The sequence below is a fragment of the Bacteroides congonensis genome, assembly GCF_900130125.1.
Classification (GTDB): domain Bacteria; phylum Bacteroidota; class Bacteroidia; order Bacteroidales; family Bacteroidaceae; genus Bacteroides; species Bacteroides congonensis.
This window is the reverse complement of sequence record NZ_FQXY01000011.1, coordinates 254246-277529: the sequence shown is the minus strand read 5'-3', so window position 1 is coordinate 277529 and position 23284 is coordinate 254246. Positions and strand designations below refer to the sequence as shown.

At 36.0% G+C, this 23284-nt stretch carries 22 protein-coding genes; 3 read left to right on the top strand and 19 right to left on the bottom strand.

The window, feature by feature from the left end:
- Positions 1-4: 4 nt before the first annotated feature.
- Together BQ7997_RS18685 and BQ7997_RS18680 are read left to right on the top strand one after the other, a co-directional pair.
- Positions 5-1300, top strand: coding sequence for a lytic transglycosylase domain-containing protein (locus tag BQ7997_RS18685; RefSeq protein WP_044654556.1), 1296 nt, complete (start codon positions 5-7; stop codon positions 1298-1300).
- Between the two features lie 72 nt (positions 1301-1372).
- Positions 1373-3616, top strand: coding sequence for a RelA/SpoT family protein (locus BQ7997_RS18680; RefSeq protein ID WP_022138063.1), 2244 nt, complete (start codon positions 1373-1375; stop codon positions 3614-3616).
- Positions 3617-3715: 99 nt separating this feature from the next.
- Here the strand turns inward: BQ7997_RS18680 and BQ7997_RS18675 are convergent, their stop codons facing one another.
- From BQ7997_RS18675 to BQ7997_RS18615, 15 genes are all read right to left on the bottom strand, one after another.
- Positions 3716-4060, bottom strand: coding sequence for a MerR family transcriptional regulator (locus tag BQ7997_RS18675; RefSeq protein ID WP_044657075.1), 345 nt, complete (start codon positions 4058-4060; stop codon positions 3716-3718).
- 24 nt (positions 4061-4084) lie between these two features.
- Complete coding sequence (locus tag BQ7997_RS18670) at positions 4085-5053, bottom strand: M23 family metallopeptidase (protein WP_073347629.1); 969 nt, start codon at positions 5051-5053, stop codon at positions 4085-4087.
- Between the two features lie 333 nt (positions 5054-5386).
- Positions 5387-6343 carry a hypothetical protein gene (locus BQ7997_RS18665; protein WP_097677836.1) on the bottom strand — a complete coding sequence of 319 codons (957 nt, stop codon included), beginning with the start codon at positions 6341-6343 and terminating at the stop codon, positions 5387-5389.
- Between the two features lie 104 nt (positions 6344-6447).
- Positions 6448-7326: a hypothetical protein gene (locus tag BQ7997_RS18660; RefSeq protein ID WP_073347628.1), complete on the bottom strand. Its 879-nt coding sequence runs from the start codon at positions 7324-7326 to the stop codon at positions 6448-6450.
- 567 nt (positions 7327-7893) lie between these two features.
- Positions 7894-8172 carry a hypothetical protein gene (locus BQ7997_RS18655; RefSeq protein WP_073347627.1) on the bottom strand — a complete coding sequence of 93 codons (279 nt, stop codon included), beginning with the start codon at positions 8170-8172 and terminating at the stop codon, positions 7894-7896.
- A gap of 26 nt (positions 8173-8198) precedes the next feature.
- Entirely contained in the window at positions 8199-8345 is a 147-nt protein-coding gene (locus BQ7997_RS25630; protein WP_162494036.1) for a hypothetical protein, read from the bottom strand.
- A complete protein-coding gene (locus BQ7997_RS18650; RefSeq protein ID WP_073347626.1) occupies positions 8305-8559 on the bottom strand; it encodes a hypothetical protein in 255 nt (84 codons plus the stop codon). The genes BQ7997_RS25630 and BQ7997_RS18650 overlap by 41 nt, the downstream gene beginning before the upstream one ends.
- A gap of 61 nt (positions 8560-8620) precedes the next feature.
- Positions 8621-9367 carry a hypothetical protein gene (locus BQ7997_RS18645; RefSeq protein ID WP_073347625.1) on the bottom strand — a complete coding sequence of 249 codons (747 nt, stop codon included), beginning with the start codon at positions 9365-9367 and terminating at the stop codon, positions 8621-8623.
- Complete coding sequence (locus BQ7997_RS18640) at positions 9364-10410, bottom strand: penicillin-binding transpeptidase domain-containing protein (protein WP_073347624.1); 1047 nt, start codon at positions 10408-10410, stop codon at positions 9364-9366. Before BQ7997_RS18640 ends, BQ7997_RS18645 begins: the two co-directional genes overlap by 4 nt.
- Positions 10411-10422: 12 nt before the next feature.
- Positions 10423-11163, bottom strand: coding sequence for a hypothetical protein (locus tag BQ7997_RS18635; RefSeq protein WP_073347623.1), 741 nt, complete (start codon positions 11161-11163; stop codon positions 10423-10425).
- Positions 11164-11238: 75 nt separating this feature from the next.
- A complete protein-coding gene (locus BQ7997_RS18630; protein ID WP_073347622.1) occupies positions 11239-11649 on the bottom strand; it encodes a hypothetical protein in 411 nt (136 codons plus the stop codon).
- Positions 11650-11652: 3 nt separating this feature from the next.
- Positions 11653-11895 (bottom strand): hypothetical protein, encoded by a 243-nt coding sequence (locus tag BQ7997_RS18625; protein WP_073347621.1) that lies wholly within the window; start codon positions 11893-11895, stop codon positions 11653-11655.
- Between the two features lie 23 nt (positions 11896-11918).
- On the bottom strand, positions 11919-12140 hold the full coding sequence (locus BQ7997_RS25410; RefSeq protein WP_139260932.1) for a cupin domain-containing protein: 222 nt from the start codon (positions 12138-12140) through the stop codon (positions 11919-11921).
- A 658-nt stretch (positions 12141-12798) separates the two neighbouring features.
- Positions 12799-13386 (bottom strand): tyrosine-type recombinase/integrase, encoded by a 588-nt coding sequence (locus BQ7997_RS18620; protein WP_073347620.1) that lies wholly within the window; start codon positions 13384-13386, stop codon positions 12799-12801.
- Between the two features lie 422 nt (positions 13387-13808).
- Positions 13809-14825: a DUF3871 family protein gene (locus BQ7997_RS18615; protein ID WP_073347619.1), complete on the bottom strand. Its 1017-nt coding sequence runs from the start codon at positions 14823-14825 to the stop codon at positions 13809-13811.
- Between the two features lie 615 nt (positions 14826-15440).
- Between BQ7997_RS18615 and BQ7997_RS18610 the strand changes: the two genes are divergently transcribed.
- Positions 15441-16130 carry a hypothetical protein gene (locus tag BQ7997_RS18610; protein ID WP_073347618.1) on the top strand — a complete coding sequence of 230 codons (690 nt, stop codon included), beginning with the start codon at positions 15441-15443 and terminating at the stop codon, positions 16128-16130.
- A gap of 46 nt (positions 16131-16176) precedes the next feature.
- Here BQ7997_RS18610 and BQ7997_RS18605 read toward each other — a convergent pair whose 3' ends face one another.
- The 4 genes from BQ7997_RS18605 to BQ7997_RS18580 all read right to left on the bottom strand — a co-directional run bounded on the left by BQ7997_RS18605 (position 16177) and on the right by BQ7997_RS18580 (position 23110).
- Entirely contained in the window at positions 16177-17052 is an 876-nt protein-coding gene (locus BQ7997_RS18605; RefSeq protein ID WP_073347617.1) for an HNH endonuclease, read from the bottom strand.
- 136 nt (positions 17053-17188) lie between these two features.
- Entirely contained in the window at positions 17189-18949 is a 1761-nt protein-coding gene (locus tag BQ7997_RS18600) for a DEAD/DEAH box helicase family protein (RefSeq protein ID WP_073347616.1), read from the bottom strand.
- Between the two features lie 548 nt (positions 18950-19497).
- A complete protein-coding gene (locus BQ7997_RS18595) occupies positions 19498-20034 on the bottom strand; it encodes a hypothetical protein (protein ID WP_073347615.1) in 537 nt (178 codons plus the stop codon).
- Positions 20035-21253: 1219 nt separating this feature from the next.
- Positions 21254-23110, bottom strand: coding sequence for a tyrosine-type recombinase/integrase (locus tag BQ7997_RS18580; RefSeq protein ID WP_073347614.1), 1857 nt, complete (start codon positions 23108-23110; stop codon positions 21254-21256).
- Positions 23111-23284 lie beyond the last annotated feature (174 nt).

The following is a 23284-nucleotide window of genomic DNA, read 5'->3' as shown; positions in this document are numbered from 1 at the left end:
AAGCATGAAGAAATTAGTAAACTATTGTTCGATTATTTTCCTTTTACTGGTAGCAACGTCTCAAGTAAAGGCGCAAAGTGTAGATGTAGTGATTCGTGAAAATGGAACTGAACGCAAGGAAAGCATCGACTTGCCTATAAGTATGACATACCCTCTCGACAGTCTGTTGAATGACTGGAAAGCTAAAAACTATATTGATTTAGGCAAAGATTGCAGCACGGCGGATATCAATCCTCTGTTCAGCGACTCTGTGTACATCGACCGTTTGTCACGCATCCCGGCCGTCATGGAGATGCCTTACAATGATATTGTACGCAAATTCATCGATATGTACGCAGGACGTTTACGCAATCAGGTTTCGTTCATGTTGAGTGCCTGCAACTTCTATATGCCTATTTTTGAAGAAGCGCTGGATGCATATGGGCTTCCGTTGGAACTGAGATACCTTCCGATTATCGAGTCTGCACTGAATCCTTCGGCCGTATCCCGTGCCGGAGCTTCCGGTTTATGGCAGTTTATGATAAATACAGGAAAAATCTACGGTCTGGAATCCAACAGCCTGGTAGACGACCGCCGCGACCCGATTAAAGCGACTTGGGCTGCTGCCCGTTACCTCAAAGAGATGTATGCCATTTACGGTGACTGGAATCTTGTGATTGCCGCTTACAACTGCGGCCCCGGTACTATCAACAAAGCCATCCGCCGTGCCAATGGTGAAACAGATTATTGGAAAATCTACAATTATCTGCCTAAAGAGACACGTGGATATGTACCTGCCTTTATCGCAGCCAACTACGTAATGACTTACTACTGCGACCATAACATCTGCCCGATGGAAACAAACATTCCGGCAAGTACGGATACAGTGCAAGTCAACAAGAACCTGCACTTCGAACAGATTGCCGACCTTTGCAATGTTCCGTTGGATCAAGTCAAGAGCTTGAATCCGCAATATAAGAAGTCAATGATTCCGGGTGACAGCAAGCCTTACACACTCCGCTTGCCTATCGAAGCCATCAGCACTTTCATCGACAGACAGGATACGATTTATGCGCATCGTGCCGACGAGTTGTTCCGTAACCGTAAGACTGTGGCTGTGAAAGACATTACGCCTGCAACACGCAAAGCGACAACAGCCGTTGCCGGTAAAGGCAAACCGACCTATCACACGATAAAAAGTGGTGACACTTTGTCGTCTATTGCAGGAAGATATGGTGTTAAAGTTAAGGATATACAGCGGTGGAACGGACTGTCCAGTACAAAGATTGCCGCAGGAAAACGATTGAAAATATACAAATAAACGGTTTCCCGCTTGCACGGTTCGGAAATTTGCTTATTTTTGCAAAACCAAGCAAGTGAAAGGATAACAATTATGGATAATCTGCCCCCAAAAGAAATAGCTGACGAAGAGATGATCAATCAGGCGTTCCACGAACTACTGAATGATTATCTCAGCACAAAACATCGCAAGAAAGTCGAAATCATAACGAAGGCTTTCAACTTCGCCAATCAAGCGCATAAAGGTATCAAACGCCGTTCCGGCGAACCTTATATTATGCACCCGATTGCTGTCGCAAGTATCGTATGCAATGAAATCGGTCTTGGTTCGACCTCTATTTGTGCGGCTTTACTGCATGATGTAGTGGAAGATACTGATTATACGGTAGAAGACATCGAGAATATCTTTGGCCCGAAGATTGCCCAAATTGTAGACGGACTGACTAAAATATCCGGTGGTATCTTCGGCGACCGTGCCTCGGCACAGGCAGAGAACTTCAAGAAGTTACTGCTCACGATGTCCAACGACATCCGTGTAATCCTCATCAAGATAGCCGACCGTTTGCACAACATGCGCACCCTTGGTTCCATGTTGCCCAACAAGCAATACAAGATTGCAGGAGAAACGCTTTATATCTATGCTCCATTGGCCAACCGCCTGGGTCTCTACAAGATCAAGACTGAACTCGAGAACCTGAGTTTCAAATATGAACACCCCGAAGAATATGCGGAAATAGAAGAGAAACTGAATGCCACAGCTGCCGAGCGCGACAAGGTTTTCAATGACTTCACAGCTCCTATCCGTACACAGCTCGATAAAATGGGATTGAAATACCGGATACTTGCCCGCGTAAAATCAATCTATTCCATTTGGAACAAGATGCAGACCAAGCATGTTCCTTTCGAAGAAATCTTTGACTTGCTGGCTGTCCGAATCATCTTCGAACCACGTAACGAGGAAGAAGAGCTCAACGATTGTTTCGATATCTACGTTTCTATCTCCAAGATATACAAGCCACATCCCGACCGTCTGCGCGACTGGGTGAGTCACCCGAAAGCAAATGGTTATCAGGCGTTGCACGTCACTCTGATGGGTAATAACGGACAATGGATTGAAGTTCAAATCCGTAGCGAACGGATGAACGATGTTGCCGAACAAGGTTTTGCCGCCCACTGGAAATACAAAGAAGGCGGTGGTAGCGAAGACGAAGGCGAACTGGAAAAATGGCTGAAAACAATCAAGGAAATATTGGATGACCCGCAACCGGATGCCATCGACTTCCTGGATACCATCAAGCTGAACTTATTTGCATCTGAAATATTTGTATTCACACCGAAAGGGGAATTGAAGACTATGCCGCAGAACTCTACGGCACTCGACTTTGCTTTTTCCCTGCACACGGATATCGGCAGCCATTGTATTGGTGCCAAGGTGAATCATAAATTAGTGCCGCTAAGCCATAAGTTGCAAAGTGGCGACCAAGTAGAAATATTAACCTCGAAATCGCAACGCGTACAACCACAATGGGAAGTATTCGCTACCACTGCCCGTGCCCGTGCCAAGATAGCGGCGATTCTCCGCAAAGAACGGAAGGCTAATCAGAAAATCGGAGAAGAGATACTTAGTGAGTTCCTGAAGAAGGAGGAAATCCGTCCGGATGATTCCGTTATTGAAAAGCTACGCAAGCTGCACAACGCCAAGAACGAAGAAGAATTGCTGGCTGCTATCGGCAGTAAAGCTATCATCTTGGGAGAAGCGGACAAGAATGAACTGAAAGAAAAACAAACCAGTAACTGGAAGAAATACCTTACGTTCTCTTTCGGCAACAGCAAAGAGAAACAACAGGAAGAGAAAGAGCCACAGGAAAAAGAAAAAATCAACCCGAAGCAAGTACTCAAGTTGACGGAAGAAAGCCTGCAAAAGAAATATATCATGGCAGAATGCTGCCATCCGATTCCGGGTGATGACGTGCTAGGTTACGTGGATGAGAACGACCGGATTATTATTCACAAACGCCAATGTCCCGTCGCTGCCAAACTGAAGAGCAGTTACGGAAACCGTATATTGGCTACGGAATGGGATACACACAAAGAGCTTTCTTTCCTCGTATATATATATATAAAAGGTATAGACAGCATGGGACTTCTGAACGAAGTGACCCAAGTCATTTCAAGGCAACTCAATGTAAATATCCGCAAGTTGACCATCGAAACCGAGGATGGTATCTTTGAAGGAAAAATACAGTTATGGGTGCACGATGTGGAAGACGTGAAAACAATCTGCAATAATCTGAAGAAGATTCAGAATATCAAGCAGGTGAGTCGCGTGGAAGAATAAAATAGTAGGCACGGATTACACGGATTTCACGGTTTTAAGAACTTGGCTAACTGAAACCGTGTATTCCGTGTAATCCGTGCCTAAAAAATTCATATAATCCTACTCACGTCCGTCCAATTCCCGTTTGATAGCCAAAAGCTCGTCTTTTATCGCTTTCAGTTTATTCACAATCTCATAGTTACGAATCGTAGCCTCCTTATTATCTTTCAGACGTTGTCGGGCACCGGGCAGTGTCATTCCTTTTTCTTTCACCAAGTGATAAATAAGCCCGATTGTCTCCACATCTTCCTTGCGATACTGACGTATCCCTCTCCCTATCGTCCTGGGAGAAATTTGCGGAAACTCCTTTTCCCAAAAACGAAGTAAGGATGGATTGACCCCAAACATATCGGCCACCTCTCCTATCGAATAATATAGTTTCAGTTCTTTATCCGTATTTAGCATAACCAAACTCCTTTTCTAAAAAGATTAATCGAATACCTTACCATGATTGGCTGCCAACTGAATCATCTTCTCGTAATCATCCGCACTCAAATCCATGAAATAGTAATTTACCGGATTCACGACCTTACCTTTCACGTGCACTTCATAATGGAGATGCGGCCCCGTACTCTTTCCCGTACTGCCTACCTTTCCGATAATCTCACCACGCACCACTTTCTTTCCGACCTTTGTATTGAATCCCTGCAAGTGCGCATAACGTGTCATATAACCGAAACCATGGTCGATTTCAATCGTGTTGCCATATCCGGTTTCCCATCCTACTTTGACCACTGTCCCGTTTCCGGTAGCATAAACGTCCGTCCCCGGATGAGCGGAGAAGTCCATCCCCGCATGGAACTTCGTCGTACCGTAAATCGGGTCGATACGTGTACCATAACCGGATGCTGTCTGACGAAGGTCTTTGTTTGAAATAGGCTGTATAGCAGGCATACATTTCAACATTTCATCGTGATTTTTGCACATATCTATCACATCGTCGAAAGATTTGGACTGGATATACAAACGCTTGGAAAGTACGTCCAACTTCTGAGTGGTATTCACAACCAGTTTCGAGTTCGCCAAATCCATCAATTCCTCGTAACGGTTCGTGCCACCGTAACCCGCCTGGCGGATAGCCGGAGAAACCGGGTCTGCCTGAAGGATAACCCGATAGAGGTTGTCATCACGTTGCTGAATATCCTGAAGCACTCCCATAGCGTCATCCAGACGACGTGAAAGCACATTATACTGTGCCAGCAGGCGGCTGTTCTCGATTCTTAATTCCTTCTCCGACGGAGAGCCGAAGATAAGGAGCAGTATGATGAAACACCCCGCTCCCAACCCCATACCATAGAAAAGCCGGCGCAAATAACTCAGTGCACGCTGCCGCACGGTAGGGTAAATCCGGTCATAAGTCTGGGTCTGTGGATTATAGATGTAGTATACTTTGCGCATCTTTTTGGAAATATTTCGCTTGTTAATACGGCAAAAGTAATAAAAACACGCTATCTTTATTACCTATATTGATTATCAAGCAATTACGTAATCGGTTATTAAATTCTGTGACAACATCTCATTTCAACCACTACAAAAATACATCTTCTAGCCATAACAACCAATTATTTAAGAAAAGAAAGCAATTAAAATAAAACATTTATCCTATCAGAATATTCTATACGACATTCTTCCAACACAACAGTGACTAGTTGGTTCACGATATAATTTCTTGGCATCACTTGTAATAGAGATAAAAAAGCCAGCTATCATCTCGATAACTGGCTTTTAATTTTACTCATCAGTAGAAGCACTTTGAGATTGTGTGTATTGCTCGTAGAAATTGTTAAGAAGACGATTTATAATGGTCTCTTTGGTATCACCACCTCGTTGTCCTTTGGCTTTCTCTATCTGTTCTGCCTTCTCTTTGTTCAAACTTGAAAAGAAGCCAACCAGACTGTTAATCACACTAACTTTTTGTTCATCATCTGCTTCTTCGTATTCATTGATAGCCCAATCAATGAGGGTTCGACTTTTAAGGACCTCTTTAGAGAGGTGTTTGGATGCCGCTTTTAATAATCTCTCACCTCTTTCCAATCCATTAGTTTTCCGCAATTTATCACTTATCTTACCCGCCATTGCATCTGCCATTACCTCTTTAGTAATACCCGCTTTAAACGTTCCCCATTTGGAAGCAGTGGGTAATGGATAACCTTGTTCAGTAAGCTCCACGATAAAATCAAGTAGCGGAAGTTCCTCTTTGCACGCCATTTTAGCCCCCTTAGGAAAGTCGCCCCCCTTCCAAGGATTTGTACAAATGTTAATTTCTGAGAACATTCTCGAGACTGTAATTTCTTCATTCAAAGCATAGATAAGATAGAACTCACCTTTGTACTTTTCTTCATCTTTTAAGTCCTTGTTAGCTTCCAGAAGATTTAGATGAGCTTTGTAACGGTGGTTTGCATCCACTAACACAACGTACCGGGCTGCATCAGCTTCACTAATGATTTCTCCCGTTTCAAAATCTACAATTTCCAATCCGGCTTCTATAACCTTCGTTGCATCCACTATGATAGCGGGAACTAACATTCCATTTGCCTTCATGGACTTCATTTTGGCTTTAACCACCTTTTCGTCAAAGTTACGATTACCTGATAGCCTAGCTATCTTAAAGCCTTTATCTAACAATGTTGATAAGGCAATAACTTTTAATAAAAATTCTTCTTTTAATAAATTTTTCTCATTTTTCATTTCTCTTTATTACGCTGCCTCCTACAGCAATTAGTTATTATTTATGCTGCAAAGGTAAGGAGCCATAAATTACTTTTCGTGAAAAATCAGATTATCTCGAAATTTCACATTTCCTCTATGAACTTTCTATATTTAGACCTTATTTTTTCAATTTCTGGATTAGGCAGTAAGATTAAGGGGAACGACTGCCCGTTTACTGTGAATAGAGAAAGTTTTATTGGGGATTTATTATAGTCGCGCGTTAATGCTCTATAATTATCTGTATTTACTGGAATATTGTTCTTGAAACGACCAAACAAGTATAGGATGTATAAAACAAGCTTCTTTCTGTTTGAGGACATTTTTCCACCTTTGTATTTGCTCAAGAAGGCTTTCAATTCTTGTGCAAAATAATAGTTCAAGATTCTTTTGTTTGCTATTTCATTCATAGTGGTAATCCTCTCAATTGTATAGTGCTTCAAGTTATCTACTGTTACAATATCATCTTGCAGTTCTAAATAAGCTTGTTTTATTTTATTAATCAGTAGTTCACTAGAGATAGTAAACTTTTTGGTTTTAGTGGGCGATTTACCTTTCTTCGTTTCTGTTGGCAACCTACCCACTACTTCAATAGTTGCAACCTTCATTCCATCGTTTAGGTGGTTGAACAAGTCTAAATATTGGTCTGCTACAGATATGGATAGTTCAGCAACATTACATCCCATTATCATAGCGTACAGCAATACGGATAATCTCCATAATTTTAACGCATCCAGTTCCTCTCTTTCTAAATATTGAGCTAGAGTACTATCGTTAACAAAGACTTCTTCACTTAGCAATAATTTTCGTTTGTTATCATCTATGATTATGGTTTCAGCGAGTTTTACAGCTTCCTCATAATTTATAGCCTTGATATTGTTCAATATAATATGTTTGCTTTTGTCATCTATGCTTGTGGCTACCTGCAAGCATCTCTGCATATAAAAATCTACATATTCATTCATGGTATTATCTTTTAAAATCAATGACTGCAAAGAAACAAATTTATCCAATATTCCAGTTCACTGTATTATAAAAAATAAGGCAGTAAATGAAATTTCACTTACCACCTTATCAATGACTTAGTTTCATCATATCTCACAGGTAGAAAAAATAAAATCATAAATATCTGGCATGAATCAGTTACAAGAATTGTTTTTCCTTGCTACTTCAAATCAAATCTTTTTGAAGATATACGCACATATATTCCAATAATCCAGAATGTATATCTTGTATTAGATTTACCTGATTCTTATCAGTACCTTTGCCATAGATAAATCAATTACCAACCTATTTATTTTCATACAAATATGCAAGTAACACCAAAGAAGAATAACACAATTCATTATTTACCACAAGAGATTAGAGAAACTAGATTAACAGAGGTCACATATTTACCTATTACAAGGGAAATGTTAGAAATGCTTTTCTCTAATTCATCCAAGAAGGATAAGCATAAATTAGTTAAGAAGAGAAGGAAATGAACTAAAAAGGCAACAAGTGAATTGTTTCAAATGCTGCCTGTTCTTGATTTATATCCTACGTTTCTCATCATATCCTAGATTATAGAACTTCTTAAACATCTCCCAAATGTAGCCAATAAATCCAATTACGATAAATGGAAGGAAAGGCAGAAGAAGGCTGCTCCAACCATATCCCAAGCATAGTCCTATAATTACGCCTATGACATATAAGACTATCATAATTCCGCAACCTATCATTACTCCTCTTCCTCCTGCCATTGCGTATTTAATTGGAGCATTGGGAGTGAAAAACTCCGGTTGTTTATTTGGCATTAGTTTATCAGTCATATTAATTCATTTAAGGTTTATAGTTATTAATCCTGTATCTCCATTGCCATTAATAATTTCCACTTCAACTCTTCATCTTCCAGTCTGTCAATAACACCATAAGGGTCTTTAGCAAACTCTTCTGGGTCTATGTTATTCTCCTCTATTAACTTGTTTAGTGTCTTTAGTAACATAATCATTAGTTTTATTAGCTATAATTGGCGTTGCTATCATTGTAGACCATTCGGCAGGAATATCAGCTATTGGACGTGGGTCTGCTTTGTAGTCTCTGACATCAACATCGTTTATCATTTGTCTTGCTTCCTCCTCTGATAGCTCTCCTGCTTCGTATCTCTCTAAAACCTTCTCCAAGAAATTATAAAAATCATTACTTGTCATTCTTATCATAATTCATTCACTCCTTCTTCCGTTTATTTCCTAGAATCACATTTTGCACAAATGTTTATATTCATTGTTGCTTTCTCCAATAATATGAAAATTCTAACAGTGTTTCATTATTGTTTATAGCAATAAATACATCTATCACCCCCCATTCATAATCTATTTCATCTATCTGTCGAAGGTGAGAATGCGGAACAAATTTGAATTCAAGAGTAACATACTCTCCTAAATATTTAAAACTTAGATTTACCTTCTTCCTTTCTATTATTTGAGGCAACATATTATCATATATATTATAAATAACCTTTGCTATCTTGTATGCTTTGTATTTAGTGATTAATTTGTTTGTACAAATAGCCCCAGATATTAGTAGTGGAATATATTGATAACCTCCCTCTAAAATAGCAACACCGTCCATAACCAGAAAGGTATAATGAATAATCATAACTGCCATTGCTATACACAAGACTATATTTGTAAATATATACTTCTTGGAACTTGTCAATTTATACCTATCATACCTATCATAGCTATACCAAAAGTAATCATGCTCCCTTCTTTGTTGGTAATCCCTATTCTTGTTTTGTCCAACAAATAGTTTATATACATTATAAGGGGTTGGTTCATATATACTACCACTAGAGTTATATTTATATATATATATATCATAAGGACTTCGTTTATCATAATGGTGTAGTTTATGTACATCATGACGGTCTGACTTGTATTTAGACCACTTATACTTTCTTCTCAAATATCCTATTATACTTGCTATACACGAAATAAGGCAAATAATAAACACTATTACACTCATACTTCCCAGTCATTAATATAATCAGCTATCTTCTTAAATACATCACCTGCCATCAGTCCGCCACTTGCAGGCAAACCAGTCTTGTTAATGGAAACAATAATACTATACTTGGGATTGTCAGTAGGGAAGTAACCACAGAACTCCACCGCATACATCGTATTGCCATTATCTGTAGAGACTATGATAGTGCCTTGTTTTCCTGCTACGGTAGTCTTATCTGACTTGGCAGGTTGCCCCAGTCCGTCTGTTACATTATATGCCAGTGCCAGTTTCAAGCTGTCAATACTAGCCTTATCTGCTATCTGGGGATTGATAACCACTACACTGCCCTTGTATAGTTGAGGCTGCACCATTTTCCCGTTATTGGCGATAGCATTGTAGAATGTAAGGACTTGAATAGGAGAAACAGACAGTCCATATCCTATACAATTCCAAGTGATATTTTTTTCTGTAATCTTGTAAGGTTGCAGACTGGCTATTCCTGTGATGCTATCTGGTTTACCATAGCTCATATTAGCAAGTAAATCAAAAAAGGTTTGAGGATTATCGCCAAAAGCCTTCTCCATTGTCTTATAAATGGCAATATTGGAACTAGCTGCCAATCCTTCTTGTATTGTAAGCTCACCATATCCACCTCTATGCCAATTATGGTCTTTAAGTTCTCTGCCTTGAACTTGGTAGATACCATTTCCAGTATCAACCTTATCACTCAACTTCACCTTACCAGTTTCTAAAGCTGCCAATAACGATATTGGGTACATCAGACCAGTAGACTGCCATACAGAGAAGTTCTCGCATGATTGGTAGTTCGCACTGTCTTTCCTAGTAAGTCCAACTAAAGCCTTAATTTGCCCTGTCTGAACTTCCATAACTATAACTTGCCCAGATTGGGCATTTATCACTGATAATTTTTCTTCCAGAATAGAGGTAGCATTAGTTTGTAATGTACTATCTACAGCAGAAATAGGTGTTTGCTGTTTATGTTGGCAGGCTGCTATGTTAATTACAGTAATGACACTGATTAATAGTAATCTTAACTTCATAAGTAAAATAGTTTAACGATTTAAATATTTAAATTGTCTAATCGAAAATCTAGTATAAATACCATTATTCATTTCTCGGCATTTTAACCAATTGCCATATTCGTCATAGCTATATTCAAATTCTTTTTTTATTCGCTTTCCTCCCCACCAATTATCATCAAACACAATATCATTATATTGATTATACCTAGTTATACCTTGCTTTCTAACTCCATTATCATCATACCATTCTGCATAAATTTGATTACCTCTATCATCATATTCATATCTGTTTATATATCGTTTCCCTTGGCGTTCTGAAATAATCTGATAAAGTAATTTTTTATCATTATAATAATATGTATTTCGTTCTTCAAGTTTTCCATTGTTATCATAAACCTTTGATTCAAGAATTATTCCTTCATGACTGTAATATGAATGATGTGTTTTCCCATCATAACTCTTAAAAGTTATTACGCCAATTTTAGGCTTTCCCCAATACTCTTCTTGAGTCAAATATTTAGATTCTGTCTCTCTTCCATCAATATATTCTTTTATAATGATACATTCCTTACTTTTAAACTCTATTGTTTTAAGAGAGGTTATGGTACTACCATTCCCTGTAATAATATAGGATAAAGTTTCATATTTTAGAATGTTCCCATTATTGAATGTAACCTTCATTTCACTATCTAAAACCTCCTTAGATACTTCCTGAACAGAAAACCATTTACTTACGTAATCTTTCTTTATAACATAATTCTGCTCTATCATACATTGTATTAAGTCTTTACTCCTTAAAGACTGATTTAAACGGCTTATTGTTGAACTATATACCATAATTAAAAACTACTCTAATGAAAAACCACTTAATCTTGTATAATCTTTTAAACAATATTGCATTGCCTTACCTGTAGTCTTTCCTATTATAATTAAAGTATCAAATCCCAATGACATCAATTGTCTTACAAATGCCTTGTTTGATAATATGTATTGGGAAATATCTCTTATTTCAGAATCTTTTAAGGTGTTATCATTTTCTATTGATATTTTAAAACCGCTTCTTAAAAAAAATGCACTCATTTCATGTCTATAATTGTCATTTCCACTAGTTATAGATACTTTACATAATCTATCTATTTCTCCAGAGTAGTAAGTTTCTTTAAAACTTTGGTTCATTGCATTTATTATTCTCATACGTTCAAACGAACCGTCTAATAGAGAATTTAATAAATTCTTAAAAAAATCAACAACATTCATATGTTACAATTCAGTTTCTATTCTTTGTTTTAATTTTAATAATTCACGATAATTATATCTATTGTTATTAATCTCTTCTGTTAAGACTTTAGCTAATTCTTCTTTAGAAGGATTTTTATCTGGATGAGCTTTAGATATAAGTTCTCTGTGTAGAGTTTTTGCCTTTGCAATACTTTGTACTATGTTGTTTTCTTCTCTTACAGATGTAGAAGAACGAGGAAATATTTTACTTATCCATTTCAACATATTCAATTATCAATTTGATATTATTATTTATAGCGTATTACTACTTCTCTACGTTCTCCATCAGCATATATTCTGTATCTCTTATTACCATTCTTCACAATGATAGAACCACCTGCTTGGGTACAAACCAATTCATCAGAGGGTAACATATGGGATTTTGCATCCTTATAAATATCTGTACCGCTTCTTCTTCCGCCACAACTTGTGCAGAAGATAAAAGTGAATAATAAAATTAAGTATTTCATACCTTCAAAAATAAAAAATGTGTGTATTAAAAAATATGTTGCAATTATTACAGTTGGAGTAATAATGACGCAAGTATCTCTTTATTCTACTTTATACTCCCCAATTCTCCCCAAGGAAGTTGTTAATCATAGTATTTAAAGTACTAGAGAACTGATAGCATATAATTGGTTGCTATAATACTTTATTTTGTCACAAATATAATAATTACTTAGTTTATTTACCCAAAGATTTTAAGATAAAAATGCCTAATCTCTGGATTTAGTGAAGATTTTAACAGTCTACATACTGTTTGAGAGGTAGGGACTAGTTGTAAATATGCCTGTTCCATAGTCTATCATTTGTTGTATCCAGTTCCCAATAGATACAATTCTACATACAAAAAAGGTGTGGGAACTATCAGCATATCTGTTCCAAGGTATCGCCAAACACCCACACTACAAATACACACAAGTTGCCCACACCTAGACTATGATATTCTGCTAAATAGCAGGTATATAGCCAAGCATGGGCGTTGTGCATATCCTCGTAGTGTAAAATTTTGGCGAAATTCTGGAACAAGGATAATGCAAAACGCCTTTCGTTAAATAAATATGTTATTCCATTACTGGAACGGCACAAATATACGAAAAGCATTTGTATTATAACTAAACCTGTGTGTTAAAAACTAAGACAATCATAGGTATTTAATAATTCTTCCTGTCTTAATCCCAAGTATCTTTTAGTAATTGATACACTGGAATGATTGAATAGTTCCATGAGCTTGATAAGTGCAAGCTCTGAATTATCGTTATTCATGTTGTAGACCTGTCTGCCAAAGGTCTTCCTAAGAGAATGACACGAAAAATTGTCTATTTGTAGCCTGTATTTTTTCTTAATCTCCTTCAACATGACATTGATTCTCTGAACTGTGTACACTGTCCCCTTCTGACTTATCAATACAGGTGCATTTATGCCAACTGGATTTATATGCTCGTAACAATCTCTGATATGTTGCTGTAGCTGCATATTAATCCTAATTGTCCTTTGTTTCCCTGTTTTAATCTCTGTAATGGTAAACTCTTCTGCATCTAATATCTGATTCCATCTTAAAGCAAGAATATCAGAAATTCTTAGACCTGTGAAACATCCCAAAGCGATAAGAAGTGACATCTTATAGTTACTATCCCTTGCCAACTTTCTTATTAAGTTCATGGCTTCGCTCCATTGCAGATAATCTGCTGTTGTACTTGAATATTTAAGTGACATAACGTTCTGTTTTATAGTGAAACTAATATAAGTGAATATTATTTTTCAGTTGGAATATCTAACTTACTGATTATTAGCAAAACATTCACTAATTAACAAAGTGAATATTATACTACTGGCTATAGCTAATAAAGAGTACCTATATATAGTATATAGATACCCTTATTAGTACTTCATGTACTACCCTCAACATAATAATTTGAAATATTGATATATAGTCCAAATAATCATGAAGAAGAATACAATAGGTGAAACTGCACATGCAATAAAGAAAACTATAATCCAGAATGTAACGACTACTAACGTTTGTAACATAAATCTTTGATTATTAATAAGTGACAGAATAAAGAAAGGACACCTATACTTTATTATATAGATGCCCTTTTTCTGTATTTGACAATCCTGTGTATTCTCAAATACCACTAACTAAGAAACCACTGATAATTATCATCACCATGTAAAGCGGAACAAATACCTGTTGCAAGTTCTGTAGCATTATAGGCTCTATCCAAAAATGAATCTATATAGCTACTCTTATTTGCACCTGTGAGCAAATTGTAAAGTTTCCACATAGACAAGTCATTTCCCAAGCTGCCAAAGTTCTCGTCATTGATATAAGCCCTAGCCACATTGTTAACCTGTGTATCAGTAAATAACATACGTGGAATTGCTTTTTGATACCCCTGTGGTAGACATTGATAAAGTCTCATTCTGCCAAGCAAGGTCACAAATTGGTGCTCATTCAGGTAGGAATCGCCAAGCGTTTGCAACAAATGTATGTTTTTGGCTGCATTGAAATTATTAAGTAGTTCCAATGTAGCCCTAAACAGTTCCTTTGTGCTCATTACTTTTATGTCGTCCTTATATCCGTCTGTGAAAACGCACATATTACAACAAACCTGATTCTTGAATGAAACAGCCAGTCTGAATAACTCTGGGCTTTTCTTAGTTGCCAGATTCTCTCTATTCAAGGCACGAACACCAACTATAGAAAGATTAAGCCTGTTGCCAGATACATCTTCATAGATAGATGGAATATCTATGGCAAAAGCGCATCTTTCGTAATATTGGGTAGTGTCAGCTTCCGTTAACAGGTTCTTTGGCTTGTTAATGGCTTCTGGTTTTCTTCCTTTTATCACATGGCTGCACCTTATATCTGGCTGCTCGATTTGTTCACCACTATAGAATGAGTTGGCAGCTTCCCAGACCGTTTCAATGAATTGCGGATGCGAAATAGTCAGTTCATTATCCTTGCTGAAAACTGGTATCACATTCTCATTCTTTAAATGGTCTAAAGTGACTTCTACAGAATTTGCTTCTATAAAGTGGTTTACTTTTTTGGGCTTTACTGGTTCTTCAATTATTACCGCTTCTTCTGCAAATTCACCAAAGTTTCTACTAATTCTCTGTACTGGCATAATCTGTAATGTTGATTCCATAATCTGTAATTTATTTAGTTAATATTAGAAATTCCTCTGTCTGAAAGCTAAGCAAGCCACAATCAGAATTAATAATCCAATAAAGAACTGTGGCATTAAGACTACTGGCACAATTAGAATTATCCCAAACGTTAATAATACTTTTAAACTCTCCATACGCATAATAATAGATTAGTAAATAGTGTATTTAAGGACAAAATGAGGGCTTAATATGAAGTACTATTCATTCCACTTCTTTTTGTGCATCTATATACGTAGACATATACAAATCATTGATAAGTCTGCATATTTCAGAAGTTCAAAAGGTTTGTGGGCTGAATAGCAATTCATGTTATCCTTTTATTTTTCCAATAATGGGTAAGGGGGTGTAGAGTAGTTACACCGCTATAGAGTGCATAATATATACCTCATGCTCACTGTCTGACTGATAATTTCACTTTATCAAAGCATAAACTCCAAATAAAAAACACTTCCTCAATAAAAAGGGGGGGGATGATTTTAAGATACCGTACATCAGAGTTGGTGTATATTAATGATTATCAATGAAAATACATAAAACTGTAATCTTACCATATATTTTTTTATCTTTGCGGTAAATAACTAATTGAATAAACTATGGAAGTTGCTTTGTCAATATTTAGTATCATTATATCAACCTTTATTGCATATCATATTTTCTTTCTTTCTAAACGATTGTCTATGCGAGATAAACTGGCTCACCAAAAAATAATTAATGAATATATATCCAGATTGAAGTCTGAAATATATAGTAAAAAACGCTGTAGTAGAGTTTATTTGGTAGATGCAGATGTTTATGAGAAATATTATCCTAACAATGATAATAAGTTTGGAAGATATTCACATATAAGAGGAGAAATAAAGGATGCATTTTTTAATGGAATAGAGATTATAACAGAAACAATTAATGTGGTACAAGATACAGAAGGAAAATACATTAGATGTTCAAATGAGGAACTAACAGAAAATAACAAAATGAAAGCTATTAAAGTTGGTATTATTCCATATGATTGGGTTATAGATATTAACTTAAAAGGAGATGATACAAATAGTTCTGCTCTAATATATTGCTATTTCAGGAAGAAATCCAACTGGAAATTTGAAAGAAGAGTGAAATTAAATAAAGAAGGGAATATGTATCGTACTAAATTATGCCTCTTATCACGAGAATGGCTACCTTTTAAAACTTATGAATATTATTTACTAAATCCTAACTTTCAAGAAAATATCAATTATCCCTGGGAAATATATTTATATCCAATAAAAGTCTATGATAAAAATAGGTAGGTTTATAAGATATTAGATAACAATTTCAGACATTAATAGGGCGTATCTAATATTCGCACACACCCTCACCATGACATTTAAAACATATCCCTCCCATATAATAACGGTATTGAGGCAAATAGCCAGTTCCTTGACAACGGTCACATACAGGCAAGGCAGAATAAATCAATTGCCTATCTAATGTGTACAATGGAGTACTTGTTTGTTGATGTCTTTTTTGATGGCAACGTGAACATAAGGTTACTAAAGCATTATTATCATACTCCCAAGGCTTTTTATCACGTATATAATATTGGTGATGAATATTTAATGGAATAAAATTGAAAACTGTCCCTTCACTGCAATAATGTAAATGAGAGAAAGAATAATGAAAATATTTATTCTCAAAAAATATATTTAGTTCTAGTATTTCAAGTTTTTCATTTTTGCAAGAATAGTTTATTGCTGCATAGTTCGTCTGCCCCATATCTTCTTTAAATAAAAAGGCAAACAATCTTCCCTTTTCAACTTTTCTATCTTTGTATGATAGACAGATATCATTTATATTTATCTCTTTAAAATGGATATTTGAGACCTCATTATCTGCTGCAAAAAGAAATGGGGATTCAAATATAGAATGTGTATTGATTGTATAAATACATAATTTATTATTTAAAATTTTTACTTGCAAATGGACTGGAGTTTTCATAGCCCTACCATCCCAATTAATACCATTACAAAATGATTCTAAATTATCACCATTTAATAAAATATCTGGAAGTAGCTTGTTTAAATCACCAATCTTAGAAATAGGGAAAAATATATCATTGTTAATACCTATGCATCCACAATCTTGACAAGTGTAATTATCTCTAGCCAATATCTCATAGCGTTTAACTTCCCATTCTTTTTCCTTTAATAGTTCTTCATATTTCATTTCCATAAGATTTTATTTATTTGAATATAAATCAATTATGTAAAGAACAAAGGTAATTATAAATATAGAAAAATGAAAGCCCCAAACCTTATTAATGGTCTGGAGCTTTATTCTTGTCCTGTTCTGTCATATTGGTAGATTCTTATTCAAAGGTAAATACCATCTTGCCAAGTTCATACCCACTAACAGTTTTTCCATCTATCTTCCTGCTTGCCTTCTCCACATTGTAAAGAGTGCAATTCTCTATCAGGGTAGCTTTGGGGGATAATTTGATTCCCAATCTGCCAAACTCATCCTTCAACTTGCCTTTCAAGTCCTGATTGCTGATAAAGCCAGGCTGATATATAGCCAAGAGGGCTTTATTTACCTGTTTCTTGTCCTCTACAGCTTTTAGCATCTTCTCCCTGTTCCATCTAAGAGTATTCATTTCAGATTCCTTCAAATACCTTTTGATTAGTGGAAATTCAGGATATTCCTGTTCGTAAGATTCAGAAGGGGAATCCAGATAATCTTTCAGTAATTGCTCATAACTGACAGTCATTGCCTTTGCCAGTTTTATATTGAAATCCTCCCATTCATTCTGGTTGGTAAGCTCAAATTTTTCTGATTGCATAAAACTGTCCCTGATACTGATACCATCTCTGTATATCTTCCTTAGTTCCTGCTTATAAATGAAGGATTGTTTTTTCAGATTATTATACACCATCCTGCCATTAATGATGGAGACTAGTTCAGTGTCTAGGTTCATCCTCTTAATATAGGTCTGTCTCTCTTCCTTATCCAGTTTATTCCATCCGCTTAACAACTTGTCAGCTTCATTCTCTTTATCCTGCATCACCATTTCAAACTCTTCATCGCTCATAACATTCTTATTGGTGGAGAACAGATGGACTATCACATTCCTAAAGATATTCTGGTATTCATCATTGATTCTGATTCTGCCTGCTATCTGTTCCATAGTAGTACTTATATCCACCAAAGTCTGCGTTTTGTATGCGTCACTGGCTACTATTATCAGCCCGTTATTGGTAAAAAGGTTGCATCCCTGAAAGCATTTCTTTGTAAAGAAATTAATCTTCTTATTGGGACTACTGACTGATTCAATCTGGTATTCACCCAACAGTTTGTTATTTCTAATCCTGTCAGCACAACATATCTTCACATCATTTGGATTCAGCTTCAATGTGTCTGCTATCTGCTTGATACTGGTTACTGAATTGATGAAAATATATAGTTCTTCCACTTTGCTGACATTGCCGTTTATGTCTGGGAGTGATATGCCTTCATCCAAAAATATCTGTATGAATCTAGCCAGTCCTTTGGTTAATTGCGTGACCTTGTATCTGATAGGAGTTATTTTTGTCACTCCATTCCATTGGACTTTGTAATGTGGAAGCCGTTTCAGGAAATCTATCTCAAAGTCAAGGTCAATTGGAGTGGCAGACAGAAAAGAATAATGCCTGAACTTCTGTATCTCTTCCATCAAGCCGTTAATTGCATCATATCTGAAATCCATGTCTTCCAAAATTAAATGATACTCATCTACTAAGACTTTCCACCCTTCTGTATTGCCCAACCATCCAATTAATTTGGGCAGACTGTCATAGGTCACGGCTATCTTATATGTGGTATTGTTTTTGATATATTTCCTGAACTGGTATTCTCTTACACCAGCATAACATTTGAATACTTCATACCTGTTATTCTTATCTGCTGCTATACTATCCACCAAGTCCTTGAACGGACATACGATAATATAGTTGCTACTGCAATTTGCAGCCACATAAGTGCCACCTACATCTGTCTTTGTCTTGTTTACGATGCCAAAAGGAATACCGTCTTTAAATCTTTCTAATTCGCCCAAATATCTGGCATTGCCACCATTTATGATTTCTTGTTTCATTGTGTTCTGATTAAGTTTGATTTATAAAATTGCAATCTGTGTATTTGAAATATCTGACTTTAGATTAAGTTTAAGTAAGGTTATTTTTTTCTTCTTATATAAGGACGATTTGAAGAAAAACTCGTCCATAAGAATTATGCCATAAGCATATCATTATGTCTGTAAATTTAGTGTCTGACTGGCACATCCATTGATTTAGGAGATGACAGCGTTGGAGTGAATGTATATCAGGGAGAGTTGGAGTATAACAGGTAAATCCATAACCTGATTTGTACCTGTATTAGTAAATGACAAAAATGAGCCATACCCCCATTTGAACGTTGGAATATTACAGCTTCAAATGCCAATAAGTTTTTGATTCCCATTACAGGTTCACATGGTAGTAGGTAATTGGATTTGGTTGCATATCCATTTGGGGATATATGCCAGTCTGATATGCATGAACACGAAAAGGGAGAACCGTTTTACACAGTTCTCCCTATAGGTTGTTAATACTATATTCATTCACATAATCTATGGGATGTCTTCATTAATTATTTTATGAGGAATTAGGACTTTAGATGAGGTAAAGGATTGTTGCACATTTCCTCTTTAGCCTCTTTAAGTAACTTAATTACTTTTTCATCATCAGTTTCTTCATGTGTTGGTGTAAATTCCATACATTGTTGCATTATATGTAACTCTGCATCATCTGTTTTAACTGCTGTTCCTTCCTTTATGATGTATAAGGTTTCAAATGTATCTTTTAAATACAGACATATATGATAAAATTTTATTAGTGCCGGAGTATTATTGCATTTTAGCCTAAGAAGATTTATCTTACAACGTTCTTTACCATTTTTACTTCTTGGTAATTTACAACCGCCATACCAGTACTTTCTTAAAGCTTCATCTCCTAAATAGTCATTAAACACTTCATTAGGAGAATGTAATAGTTGTTTGTAGAATGTAGTTGTAATATTAACTCCAACTTCTGCGAATCTTCTTAATAAATCATTGAGGAGTACCAAGTTTTGATTTAGTTCCAAAACCTTATGATTGTATTTCCCATCGTTGAATTTCTTGCATAATTTTAAATCAGTCATAGTTATTAATTGAGTTTATTTTATCATTGCTCATCTTGATGTAAACGGTGTAAACCTTGTTATCTCTTTGCTTGCGTCTCTTGGAATATCCATTGAGCTTAGCCCATATTCCAATCACGGTTTTGTTATCCTTTACTTGGTGAGCCAATGCAAGCCTACGTAGTTCTTCAAAGCTAAATTCTTCTTGGTTGTTCATAATTGGAAATTCATAAAATTGTTGATTCAATCATGCTCAAAGCATAAAACGATATGCACTATGCCATTCACGTTATTGGCGACAAGTCTTGGGTTGTAGATTGTCGTATTGGCAATGGATAGTATGAAATGCGGGAACAGCAAGTGCGATGCAAGTGCGTCCAGTTGCTCTGATACATATTCATCTGTCATGTAGTCTGGTAGTATAAAACTGTAGAGGTAAACCTTTACGTCCTTGTACCGCTGCATTTTGAGTTTGATAATCTCTCTCTTGTTTAAAATTGCTACTGGAATGTTTCTTAGGAAGTAGCTTGAACTTACAAATAGCATGTTCATTGCCATAAATTCATAAAATTAAATATACATAAAGAATGAATCTGTGTGCGGTGAGTGGCGTAAATTCAAATAGTGGTTTTCAGATATACTTCAAGTGGGGTAATTCAGTAGTTTCAGTGATACCACTCTTATCTCATGTTGGTAGTGCAAAGATACTGCACTTCGGTGAGGTGTCCAAACGCTTCGTAAACATTCTTTAAACTTAGTGTTGAGAGCTTTATGAAGTGAAGATATGCCCTCTTCCGCTAGCTTGGTGGCAGGTTTGTAACTCGAAAATCATTCCTGTTCCTGTTTATGATGCGGTAGGTAAACTGTATACGTCTTACCTTGAACCATTTTGCGCATTTTGATGTATCGGTCAGTAGCCCAAAGCCCAATGTGAAGCCTTGTGTCCTTGATACCGTGCTCTAGTGCCATTTTACGAATGTCAGCGTAGGTCAGTTCTTTCATTTGGAGTAGATTTAGGTTTGTAGTAGTGAATCTGGGTGATGAGAAACTCGGTCATTTCTGACCTTCAATCACGTTGCAAAGGTATAAAGTTCCGACTGCATCACCAAACGACAAGTCGAAATTGTGGAATATTTGAGTTGAGGATGCGATGAAGCAAAAGTTCTCCCCATAACCGTGGCTGTTCGGGGAGAATATGATGTTCAGACTTACCGGAAACCTTGATTTCCTCGAAAACTTGTCAGCCCTTGTTTCTTTTATCCAATAAGGCTGTAGTGATTTCTTTTATATTGGTGAATCTTTCATTATCCAACAAGCCTATTTCCAAAGCCTTATTGATAAACTGCATAATTGCATCCTTACTGATACCAATCTTAACGCATTTGACAATCATTTCTCTAAAACTGTCATGCAAGTCTGATTGCTTCCCAACAGATAACTGTTTCACATATTGTTTTGCCACATCAGAATCAGAAGTGGAAGATTGGGAAAATTTTTCTATCTCACTTATAAGGGAATTGATTTCATTGTCATAGCTACACAGTTTCCCATTTTTCAAATGACCTACCTGTGATTGTAGTTCAACAGCCTTATTGATTTTAGACGCAAAAAATTGAGTGTCTAACAGAGTATCGAAGGTGATATTATTAGTTACGCTTTCAGTTGAATTTGGTTTCTTAACTGCTTCTTCTTTATTCAGAGTAGTATCTACTATGTTATTTGCCTCTTCAATCTTGAATAATGTACTACCTTTGATTTTCTTTAAAGAATTAATGAGCCTTGTCCCTTTGTCATTTACAGTTTCGTGCAAATAAACATCGTCTATCATTGTGGTATCTGTATGCGCAGTTGCTATTATAACATCTTCTTTTGATACACCCAAACGACACATCAAAGTGATAAAAGTATGTCTTGCAATATGAGTATGAATCATTTCAAATAGTTTCTTTTTCTTTTCAACTACATCTTCCCCAATCTGTTCAACATAAATAACATCACTATCCAATCCAACTTTTTTACAGACCTGTTTTATAGTTCTATTCAGTTTAGCCTCATTTCTCCTGACTACCTTCTCATCTTCTATAAGTAAATCTATATGCTTAAAACCTGTTTGCTTATACCTCTCTAATATTTCTTTCACTACAGGAAAGAGATACAATGTAGCTTCTTCCCTAGTCTTCTGAACAGCAAATGAAATTACTTCATTTTCATCGTCCAATCTGGTTATAGCATATTCTCCTTTAAATATTTTAGGTAAATCTGAAATACGCTGTCCTAACAAGCATTGACAAATAAACAAATCTCTGGCTTCTACTTCCCTAGGTTTTAAATTTGTATAGTTATATATAGCGAGTAATTGCTTTTCTGTTAATGGAACTTGTTTACTTTTCTTCTGTTCTTTAGAACGTTCATCTCTGATAGCAACAAAAGAATTTATATTTATATTAGCTTTTATCTCTTTGTCTCTATTAGCATGATTGATTAATGTTCTGATACCTTTTATTTTGTTTAGATGCGTTGCTATACGACGAGGATTCAAGTCCAATAAATATTGTTGATAATCAGTTAAAACATCTCCATTAATAACGGATAAGCGGTTAGGAATATTTTTAACTTTCAAGAAAGCTTCAAAAGCACTAATATAACCTAGATATATTTTCTTACTACTATCTTCCTTCACATACTTATCCACCATTTTTCTAAATACCAGAGTTGCTGATAAATGTATTTCTTTCTCCATATAATTACGACATTTCAATTTAGGATTAATAGCTTGCCTAATTTCCTCAAAAAGAAAATCTATCCTTTCCAAGTTCTCACAAAGATAATTCTTCTTCGCTTCAAAGATAGCAAGAAGCGACCTTATTTTTTTATTGACTATCTCATTATTGCGATTATCCAATCTTGTTTGCCCGTTGCTAATGGTGGCTATCTGTTTCCGCTTATTCCATTGCGTTGGATAAACCTTGGCGCCAATATTGACCTTGTATTGTCTCCCTCTAAAGGTAAACAGGGCATAAATAATGGTTGGCATATTCTTCTTTGTCTGCCGCAAATTGAAATTCAAACTGAAATCTAAAAATACCTGTTCGCTCATCTTTGTTATTACCAAACGTTATTAAAATCGGTTATTACATTTGGTTATTAATGAGATATTTTAGAAGGTATGTCCGTATTGTAACCCCTTGCACAATATATTGAAACAAACTTTTGCTATATCGTAAAAACACGCTATCTTTGCACAGTTTTTTGAGAATATTAACCTCAACGA

Bases quoted from the DNA above. Each gene is read 5' to 3' on its own strand.
- BQ7997_RS25630 (WP_162494036.1), bottom strand. From the start codon at position 8,345: ATGTTACTAAAGACACTAAACAAGTTAATAGAGGAGAATAACATAGAC.
- BQ7997_RS18580 (WP_073347614.1), bottom strand. From the start codon at position 23,110: ATGAGCGAACAGGTATTTTTAGATTTCAGTTTGAATTTCAATTTGCGG.
- BQ7997_RS18620 (WP_073347620.1), bottom strand. From the start codon at position 13,386: ATGTCACTTAAATATTCAAGTACAACAGCAGATTATCTGCAATGGAGC.
- BQ7997_RS18625 (WP_073347621.1), bottom strand. From the start codon at position 11,895: ATGTTGAAATGGATAAGTAAAATATTTCCTCGTTCTTCTACATCTGTA.
- BQ7997_RS18640 (WP_073347624.1), bottom strand. From the start codon at position 10,410: ATGAAGTTAAGATTACTATTAATCAGTGTCATTACTGTAATTAACATA.
- BQ7997_RS18650 (WP_073347626.1), bottom strand. From the start codon at position 8,559: ATGATAAGAATGACAAGTAATGATTTTTATAATTTCTTGGAGAAGGTT.
- BQ7997_RS18610 (WP_073347618.1), top strand. From the start codon at position 15,441: ATGGAAGTTGCTTTGTCAATATTTAGTATCATTATATCAACCTTTATT.
- BQ7997_RS25410 (WP_139260932.1), bottom strand. From the start codon at position 12,140: ATGAAATACTTAATTTTATTATTCACTTTTATCTTCTGCACAAGTTGT.
- BQ7997_RS18600 (WP_073347616.1), bottom strand. From the start codon at position 18,949: ATGAAACAAGAAATCATAAATGGTGGCAATGCCAGATATTTGGGCGAA.
- BQ7997_RS18615 (WP_073347619.1), bottom strand. From the start codon at position 14,825: ATGGAATCAACATTACAGATTATGCCAGTACAGAGAATTAGTAGAAAC.
- BQ7997_RS18655 (WP_073347627.1), bottom strand. From the start codon at position 8,172: ATGACTGATAAACTAATGCCAAATAAACAACCGGAGTTTTTCACTCCC.
- BQ7997_RS18685 (WP_044654556.1), top strand. From the start codon at position 5: ATGAAGAAATTAGTAAACTATTGTTCGATTATTTTCCTTTTACTGGTA.
- BQ7997_RS18660 (WP_073347628.1), bottom strand. From the start codon at position 7,326: ATGAATGAATATGTAGATTTTTATATGCAGAGATGCTTGCAGGTAGCC.
- BQ7997_RS18595 (WP_073347615.1), bottom strand. From the start codon at position 20,034: ATGACTGATTTAAAATTATGCAAGAAATTCAACGATGGGAAATACAAT.
- BQ7997_RS18630 (WP_073347622.1), bottom strand. From the start codon at position 11,649: ATGAATGTTGTTGATTTTTTTAAGAATTTATTAAATTCTCTATTAGAC.
- BQ7997_RS18605 (WP_073347617.1), bottom strand. From the start codon at position 17,052: ATGGAAATGAAATATGAAGAACTATTAAAGGAAAAAGAATGGGAAGTT.
- BQ7997_RS18635 (WP_073347623.1), bottom strand. From the start codon at position 11,163: ATGATAGAGCAGAATTATGTTATAAAGAAAGATTACGTAAGTAAATGG.
- BQ7997_RS18675 (WP_044657075.1), bottom strand. From the start codon at position 4,060: ATGCTAAATACGGATAAAGAACTGAAACTATATTATTCGATAGGAGAG.
- BQ7997_RS18680 (WP_022138063.1), top strand. From the start codon at position 1,373: ATGGATAATCTGCCCCCAAAAGAAATAGCTGACGAAGAGATGATCAAT.
- BQ7997_RS18645 (WP_073347625.1), bottom strand. From the start codon at position 9,367: ATGAGTGTAATAGTGTTTATTATTTGCCTTATTTCGTGTATAGCAAGT.
- BQ7997_RS18665 (WP_097677836.1), bottom strand. From the start codon at position 6,343: ATGAAAAATGAGAAAAATTTATTAAAAGAAGAATTTTTATTAAAAGTT.
- BQ7997_RS18670 (WP_073347629.1), bottom strand. From the start codon at position 5,053: ATGCGCAAAGTATACTACATCTATAATCCACAGACCCAGACTTATGAC.